The organism is Pseudomonas fluorescens (assembly GCF_018614775.1).
Lineage (GTDB): Bacteria > Pseudomonadota > Gammaproteobacteria > Pseudomonadales > Pseudomonadaceae > Aquipseudomonas > Aquipseudomonas fluorescens_BY.
Map to the genome: position 1 here is coordinate 1 of NZ_JAGGOF010000111.1, position 6,973 is coordinate 6,973.

At 62.4% G+C, this 6,973-nt stretch carries 7 protein-coding genes; 2 read left to right on the forward strand and 5 right to left on the reverse strand.

The genetic code is table 11. The features are described from left to right. Positions 1 to 162: 162 nt before the first annotated feature. On the reverse strand, positions 163 to 627 hold the full coding sequence (locus J7E36_RS24000) for a glycine zipper 2TM domain-containing protein (protein WP_041021792.1): 465 nt from the start codon (positions 625 to 627) through the stop codon (positions 163 to 165). A gap of 170 nt (positions 628 to 797) precedes the next feature. Between J7E36_RS24000 and J7E36_RS24005 the strand changes: the two genes are divergently transcribed. After that, positions 798 to 1,082 (forward strand): hypothetical protein, encoded by a 285-nt coding sequence (locus tag J7E36_RS24005; protein WP_215008630.1) that lies wholly within the window; start codon positions 798 to 800, stop codon positions 1,080 to 1,082. On the opposite strand, the gene pdxH is transcribed toward J7E36_RS24005, so the two are convergent. The 4 genes from pdxH to dinG all read right to left on the reverse strand — a co-directional run bounded on the left by pdxH (position 1,030) and on the right by dinG (position 6,373). Continuing rightward, positions 1,030 to 1,677 (reverse strand): pyridoxamine 5'-phosphate oxidase, encoded by a 648-nt coding sequence (pdxH, locus tag J7E36_RS24010; protein WP_215008631.1) that lies wholly within the window; start codon positions 1,675 to 1,677, stop codon positions 1,030 to 1,032. The two genes, J7E36_RS24005 and pdxH, sit on opposite strands and share 53 nt — an antisense overlap. Before the next feature lie 24 nt (positions 1,678 to 1,701). Then, complete coding sequence (locus tag J7E36_RS24015; protein ID WP_215008632.1) at positions 1,702 to 2,814, reverse strand: OmpA family protein; 1,113 nt, start codon at positions 2,812 to 2,814, stop codon at positions 1,702 to 1,704. Positions 2,815 to 2,933: 119 nt separating this feature from the next. Next, a complete protein-coding gene (locus J7E36_RS24020) occupies positions 2,934 to 4,079 on the reverse strand; it encodes a serine hydrolase domain-containing protein (protein WP_215008633.1) in 1,146 nt (381 codons plus the stop codon). Positions 4,080 to 4,228: 149 nt separating this feature from the next. Further along, positions 4,229 to 6,373, reverse strand: a complete 2,145-nt coding sequence (dinG, locus tag J7E36_RS24025; RefSeq protein WP_215008634.1) for an ATP-dependent DNA helicase DinG — start codon at positions 6,371 to 6,373, stop codon at positions 4,229 to 4,231. A gap of 99 nt (positions 6,374 to 6,472) precedes the next feature. Here dinG and J7E36_RS24030 point away from each other — a divergent pair, with 99 nt between their 5' ends. Further along, the gene (locus J7E36_RS24030; protein WP_215008636.1) at positions 6,473 to 6,937 is read left to right on the forward strand and encodes a CopD family protein; all 465 of its coding nucleotides are present in this window, start codon (positions 6,473 to 6,475) and stop codon (positions 6,935 to 6,937) included. Positions 6,938 to 6,973 lie beyond the last annotated feature (36 nt).

Consider the following 6,973-nt stretch of genomic DNA (forward strand, 5'->3'; position numbering starts at 1 on the left):
GCACCGAGTGGTGGGGCAAAGATCTTTTGGTTACTTTTGGCTGGGCCGGCATTCCGGGCGTTTGCCAAAAGTGACCCGCTGTAAGAGCGGAACCCTAAGCGGCCGTTACCGCAGCAACGGATATACACTCAAAACACCACCACCCATACCACCCGACCTCAATCAGTGCGATACGCGACTAGTCCCACCCACAGTAGAAATCCGAACCCGCTCACCCACACGGAACACCTCGTTTTCCTGAACCTGCTGCACATAGGCCCGCATGCTGCCATCGTCCTCACGAACCGTAATCTCTACGCCCTGGGTGCGAGTCAAGCCTTCCTCAGTAGCAGAGCCGATCAAACCGCCAGCCACAGCGCCAATCACCGCAGCAACGATGCTGCCACGGCCGCCACCGACCGCGCTGCCACCCACACCACCCACCACGGCACCGGCGGCGCCGCCGATAGGGGTCTTGGTGCCTTCGATCTTGACCGGACGCAAGGATTCAATGGTCCCCATGCGAATCGTCTGCACGCGACGCGCTTCGTCACGGGAGTAAGAGTCACCGGTCAGGCTCGACTGACAGCCAGTGAGCAACATCGCCATCGTGGAAAAGGAAGCAACCAGTAAAACAGACTTACGCATAGCATCAGCTCCAAAAGACAGGGATCCATTAAACTCCCCGGCTTGACGCCTGTCACGGCCTCGCCGGGATAAAATTGCTTTCATTCAGGTGGGATACAGGCGCGCCCGAAAAATTCACCCAACATTAGCGCCAATTTCCGAAACCTGCGTCATCAACCCTGGGATTTTTCATGGATTATTTCATCATCGTCGCGACCACCGTGGCAGGTTTGTATTTCCACGGGTGGCTGTACGTGCGGATCAGGCGCTGGATGGACCGCGACCTGGCGCTGTCCCTGGCGGGGCGGGATGAGCAGAAGAAAACCTATATGCTGCAACAACTGGCCCATGCCCGGGAGCAAGGCATCAAGCGCCGGGACCTGCCACAATGGTTGCAAACCGCTGCAGCAGGGTATTGCGATGCTAAGGCGCCAGACGCTCGCGCGCCCAGTCCGCCCCTTGCAGGCGGTAATTGAGGCGATCGTGCAAGCGGCTAGGCCGGCCCTGCCAGAATTCGATGCGCTCGGGCAGCAGGCGATAGCCGCCCCAATGTTCCGGACAGTGAGGTTGACTGTCGGTGAAGCGTTGTTCGGTGGCCTTGAGCAATTCTTCCAGCTCGTCGCGCCCCGCAATTACCCGGCTCTGGGGTGATGCCCAGGCACCGAGACGACTGCCCAGCGGTCGCACCTGGTAATAGGCGTCCGACTCCTGCGCGGTAACTTTCACTACCTTGCCCTCGATGCGCACCTGGCGCTCCAGGCTCGGCCAGAAAAAGGTCATGGCCGCGAACGGGTTCGCGGCCAGTTGCTGGCCCTTGGCGCTGTCGTAGTTGGTAAAGAACGTAAAGCCTTGGCCGTCCAGGCCCTTGAGCAGCAGGATCCGGCAATGCGGGCGGCCATCGGCATCTACCGTCGCCAGGGTCATGGCGTTGGCCTCCACCGGCGCCTGTTCGGTTTTCACCGCGTCGGCAAACCATTGATGGAACAAGACAAACGGCTCGACCGGGGCTTGCGCCTCGGTCAGGCCGTCGCGGGTATAGTCGCGGCGCATATCAGCCAGCGCTTGGGTCATGGCGCGTTCCTTGTGGTGAGCCAATCACTGCTTGGATGTATCGGCGGCCGCGACTTTCTTGGTATCGGTGGCGGCTTTGGCCGGTTGGGTTTTCTTCGCCGGGGTCGCGGCCTTGGCCGGGGCTTTCTTGGCAGGGGCCTTGGCGGCGGCTTTTTTCGCAGGCGCTTTCTTGGTAGCCGGGGCCGCAGCTTTCTTGGTCGCTGGCGCCGGCGCCGCAGTGGCAGGCTTCACGTCCTGGGCGGCAACCATCGTTACCGGGGCGGGGGCTGGCATGTTGTATTTGCTCAGCAGCGCAACCATGGTGTCTTGTGGCGTCACCAACAATTCCACGCGACGGTTCAGGGCACGGCCTTCAACGCTGTCGTTGGCCGCACGGGGCGATACCCCACCCATGCCACGCAGCATCAGGCGATCACGCTGCAAGCCGCTGAGACGAAAAATCGCCGCCACGGCCTGGGCACGTTCCTGGCTGAGCTTCTGGTTGGCCGGTGCAGCGCCCGACGTATCGGCGTGGCCGAGAATCAGCACGGCGGTCTTCGGATCGGCTTCGAGGATCTTCGCCACCCGGGTGAACGGGCCGAGGGTCACGGGCAGCAGCATGGCCGGACGGTCCGGGTTGAACGAACTGTCCACGGGGGCGGTGACCACCAGTACGTTGTCGCGGCGTTCAAGTTCGAGCTTGCTGTCCTGGATCGCCGTGCGCAGCTTCGGCTCATAGTCGTCAAGCCAGGCCTGGGTGACTTTCGGGTCAGGCATCGGTACGGCCTTGGCGGTTTCCTGATCCTTGCCGCCGAACGGCCACCACCACTTGCCGTTGCTTTCGGCTTCGGCCTTGGCAACCGTCGCCGGTGCTTTCGCTTCGGGTTTCACCGGGGCTTTTTGGGCCACGTCGGCACTGTCACCGGAGGAGAATGGCCAATACCAATGGGTGGCGCTTTCGGCCTTGGCTTGCGGCGCGACGGCGGCGGGTTTCAGGGGCGCAGCGGGTGCCGCGGGGGCCGGATCCTTGGCCGCGACCTTGTCGGAAGAACCGAACGACCACCAGCTACCGCCGCCTTCGGCATCATTTCGTGGGGTTTGTGCGCAACCGGTAATCGCGAAGCACAGCGCCAGAGCGAGGGTTTTATTCGATGACATTGGATATCCACAAAATGATGTAAATGAAAAAATCAAAGGCCATGTTCAGGCCGCATAAACAGACGCTTGGAAACTGAAAAGGGCACGAGGTTCCTGTGCCCACTGCCTTCAATGGCGTTTTACAGACAAGTGGCAAGGACCCTTGCAAGGTTCTGCGCACGCGGGTCCATCAGCACATAGGGGCCAAGCGTGTTGGTCACGAAACCGAACGCGACATCGTGTTCCGGATCGGCAAAACCGATGGAGCCCCCTGCCCCCGGATGACCAAACGCCCGCGGGCCGAGGCCGTAGGTCGCGTTCGATACGTCCGGCTGATCGAGCATGCAACCCAGGCCGAAGCGCGTCTGGGTCAGCAGTGTCTTGTCCTCGCCAAAGCTGTGCTGGCGAGTGAGTTCATCAAGCATCTCACCTTCGAGCAGGCTGCCGTTCAGCAGACCGGCATAAAACCCGGCGAGGCTGCGGGCATTGCCATGACCGTTGGCGGCCGGCTGCTGCATGCGTCGCCATTCCGGTTTGTTGGTACTGGTCATGATTGACGGTGGATTGGTGAACGCCCGCGTGGTCATGGCCGTCGGTTCACGCATCGTCACCTGCAGCAGGCGCTGGGCCGCCGCATCGCCGACGTTGCCCTTGCCGCGGGCGATGTGCGCCACGCGATAGAATTCTTCATCGGCCAGGCCCACATGAAAATCCAGGCCCAACGGCTTGGCGACCCGGGCCACGATGGACTCTCCCGGGCCACGACCGTCCGCCCTGCGCAGCAGCTCGCCAATCAGCCAACCGTAGGTGATCGCGGCGTAACCGTGGCCCTCACCCGGTGTCCACCATGGGGCTTCAGCGGCCAAGGTATCGATCATGGCGTGCCAGTCATAAAGTGCTTCGGGCGGCAGCAGTTCGCGCAACGCCGGTAGCCCGGCCTGATGACAGAGCAACTGACGCAGGGTGATGGAGGCTTTGCCAGCGGCGGCAAACTCCGGCCAGTAACGGGCAACCGGGGCGTCCAGCTGCAACTTGCCTTCGGCCACCAGTTGCAGGGCGGTGACGGCGGTAAAGGTCTTGGTGCAGGAGAACAGATTGGCGATGGTATCGCTGTGCCAGGCCTCATGGCCGTCCTTGTCCGCCGTGCCGGCCCACAGGTCGATCACTGTCTGGCCGCCCACTTGGATGCACAACGCAGCGCCGCGCTCCTGGGGATCGTCGAACAGCGCCGCGAAGGCTTCACGCACGGCCTCGAACTGAAGCTCATAATGACCTTGAATTTGCACCCGCAACTCCCTTGAAACAAAGAATTTTCAGAGTGGCTGGTATTGTTTCAGCCATTGCCGTTTTTGGGAACCACCAGGGGACGGCTGGCTGTTCACACCGGCTCTGGAGGAAAGGCTGTCGTGGGAGCTGCCTGAAAGCCCCCAGGCACCTAGGAAATCTCTCGCCGAAACGGCGGCAGCGCATTGAGAATCGCCTTGCCGTAGCGTTGGGTCACCAGCCGGCGGTCAAGCAAGGTGATAGTGCCGCGGTCTTCCTCGGTGCGTAGCAATCGACCACAGGCCTGGACCAGTTTCAACGAAGCATCCGGCACGGAGATTTCCATGAACGGGTTACCGCCCCGGGCTTCGATCCACTCGGCCAGCGCGGCTTCCACCGGGTCGTCGGGCACCGAGAACGGGATCTTGGCGATCACCACGTGCTCGCAATACGCACCGGGCAAGTCCACGCCCTCGGCAAAACTCGCCAGGCCGAACAACACGCTGGAATCCCCGCCATCGACCCGAGCCTTATGCTTGTTCAGGGTTTCCTGCTTGGACAGGTTGCCCTGGATAAACACCTGCTTGCGCCAATCGCGGTCAAGGCCGTCGAACACGTCCTGCATCTGTTTGCGCGAGGAAAACAGCACCAGGGTGCCGCGCGATCCCTCCACCAGTGCCGGCAGGTCGCGGATGATCGCCGCGGTGTGAGCGGGGGCATCCCGCGGGTCGGCCTTGAGGTCCGGCACCCGCAGCACGCCGGCATCGGCATGATGGAACGGGCTCGGGACCACGGCCGTCACGGCTGTCTTCGGCAGCCCGGCACGCATGCGGAAGCGGTCGAACGTGCCCAGGGCGGTCAGCGTGGCGGAGGTCACCAAGGCGCCGTAGGCCACGTTCCACAGGTTGCGACGCAGCATGTCCGCCGCCAGGATCGGGCTGGCATTGACCTCGATGTCGAACAGCGAGCCGCTTTCGGCCAGGGTCAGCCACCGCGCCATCGGCGGGTTGTCTTCCGGGTCTTCGACGGTGAAGGCGGTCCACAACTCCCAATTACCCTGCGAGCGCGACAGCAGGCTGCCAAACAGCGGATACCACTCCTCGGCCTGGTTGCTGGCGATGCCGATATTGACCTCGCCATCCATGCCTTCCTTGAGCAGGTCGGTCAGGCGCGTGAACAGGTCGGTGAGGCGCGCGAAACCCTTCTTCAGTTCGATGCCCATCTCGCGCATGTGCTCGGGGATTACCCCGCCGACGAAACGATGGCGTGGCCGCTCGCGACCTTCGACATCTTCGCCCGGTTTGAAATCAGCCACCTGCTCGCAGGCGGTAAACATGAACTGCTGGTTCGTCTTGATCTCCCGCGCCAGCTCAGGCACCTGCTCGATGAACTTGCCCAGGTCGCCCGGCAACGGATGCTGGGCCAGCAGTTTGGTCAGGTTCTTGGCGGTGGTTTCCAACCAGTCGGCGGTGGAGCGCAGCCGGGTGTAATGGGCGAAATGGCCGATGGCCTTGTCGGGCAGGTGATGGCCTTCGTCAAACACATAGATCGTGTCCCGCGGGTCCGGCAGCACGGCACCACCGCCCAGGGCCAGGTCAGCCAGGACCATGTCGTGGTTGGTGACGATGACGTCGACCTTGCCCATCCCTTCACGAGCCTTGTAGAAGGCGCACTGGCCGAAGTTCGGGCAGTGACGGTTGGTGCACTGGCTGTGATCAGTGGTCAGGCGGGACCAGTCGGCGTCTTCCAGCGCGGTGGACCAGCTGTCGCGGTCGCCGTCCCACTTATTGCCGGCCAGCTTCTCGATCATGCTGGTGAACAGCTTCTGACTGGCCTCATCGACTTCGATCTTGAAGCCTTCCTCTTCAAACAACTGCGCCGTGGCGGTCTGTGCATGGCCTTCCTGGAGCAACATGTCGAGCTTGGACAGGCACAGGTAGCGTCCACGCCCCTTCGCCAGCGCGAATGTGAAACTCAGCCCGCTGTTGCGCATCAGGTCGGGCAGGTCCTTGTAGACGATCTGCTCCTGCAAGGCGACCGTGGCCGTGGCGATCACCAGGCGTTTGCCGGCGGCCTTGGCCGTGGGAATCGCCGCCAGGCTGTAGGCCACGGTCTTGCCGGTACCGGTGCCGGCCTCCACCGCCACCACAGCGGGCTCGCCACTGCGCCGACCTTCATCGTCGGTGTCGATATCGCCGAGGACTTTCGCCACTTCGGCGATCATCAGGCGCTGGCCATAGCGCGGCTTGAGGCTCTTGGCTTCGAGAAAACGCGAATAGGCGCCCTGGATCGTGGTTTTGAGTTCAGTGCTGATCATGAATGGTCGGGCGCTAAAAAACGCTGGATAAATTTTCAGTGGTTCGGATCGGCGGCTATCATACCCCGCTAATGAATCCTGCGCAGAACGGAGTACCCTATGACACCCTTTGCCCTCGTCTACACCCTGCATTTACTGGCGGCCCTGGTCTGGGTCGGCGGCATGTTCTTCGCCTGGATGATCCTGCGACCCGCCGCAATCACGGCGCTTGAAGGCCCTGCCAGGCTCAGGTTGTGGGTAGAAGTGTTTCAGCGTTTTTTCGTGTGGGTCTGGGCGGCGGTGATCCTTTTGCCGATCAGCGGTGTCGGCCTGATCCATCTGCGCTTCGCCGGTTTCGAAACCGCGCCGCGTTATGTGCAGGTGATGATGGGGTTGTACGTGGTGATGACGGCGCTGTTCATCCGCATCCAGGCCTTGCAGTTGCCGCCGCTGCGCAACGCCGTGGCCGCGCAGGACTGGCCGACGGGCGCGGCGATGCTGGGCAACATTCGCAGGCTGGTGGGCATCAACCTGCTGATCGGATTGCTGGTGGTGGCGATTGGCGCGGCACGCCCGATGTTCTAACGAGCTTGCAGCAGGCCCCTGTGGGAGCAACTGTCT

Bases quoted from the DNA above. Each gene is read 5' to 3' on its own strand.
- J7E36_RS24000 (WP_041021792.1), bottom strand. From the start codon at position 627: ATGCGTAAGTCTGTTTTACTGGTTGCTTCCTTTTCCACGATGGCGATG.
- J7E36_RS24005 (WP_215008630.1), top strand. From the start codon at position 798: ATGGATTATTTCATCATCGTCGCGACCACCGTGGCAGGTTTGTATTTC.
- pdxH (WP_215008631.1), bottom strand. From the start codon at position 1,677: ATGACCCAAGCGCTGGCTGATATGCGCCGCGACTATACCCGCGACGGC.
- J7E36_RS24015 (WP_215008632.1), bottom strand. From the start codon at position 2,814: ATGTCATCGAATAAAACCCTCGCTCTGGCGCTGTGCTTCGCGATTACC.
- dinG (WP_215008634.1), bottom strand. From the start codon at position 6,373: ATGATCAGCACTGAACTCAAAACCACGATCCAGGGCGCCTATTCGCGT.
- J7E36_RS24030 (WP_215008636.1), top strand. From the start codon at position 6,473: ATGACACCCTTTGCCCTCGTCTACACCCTGCATTTACTGGCGGCCCTG.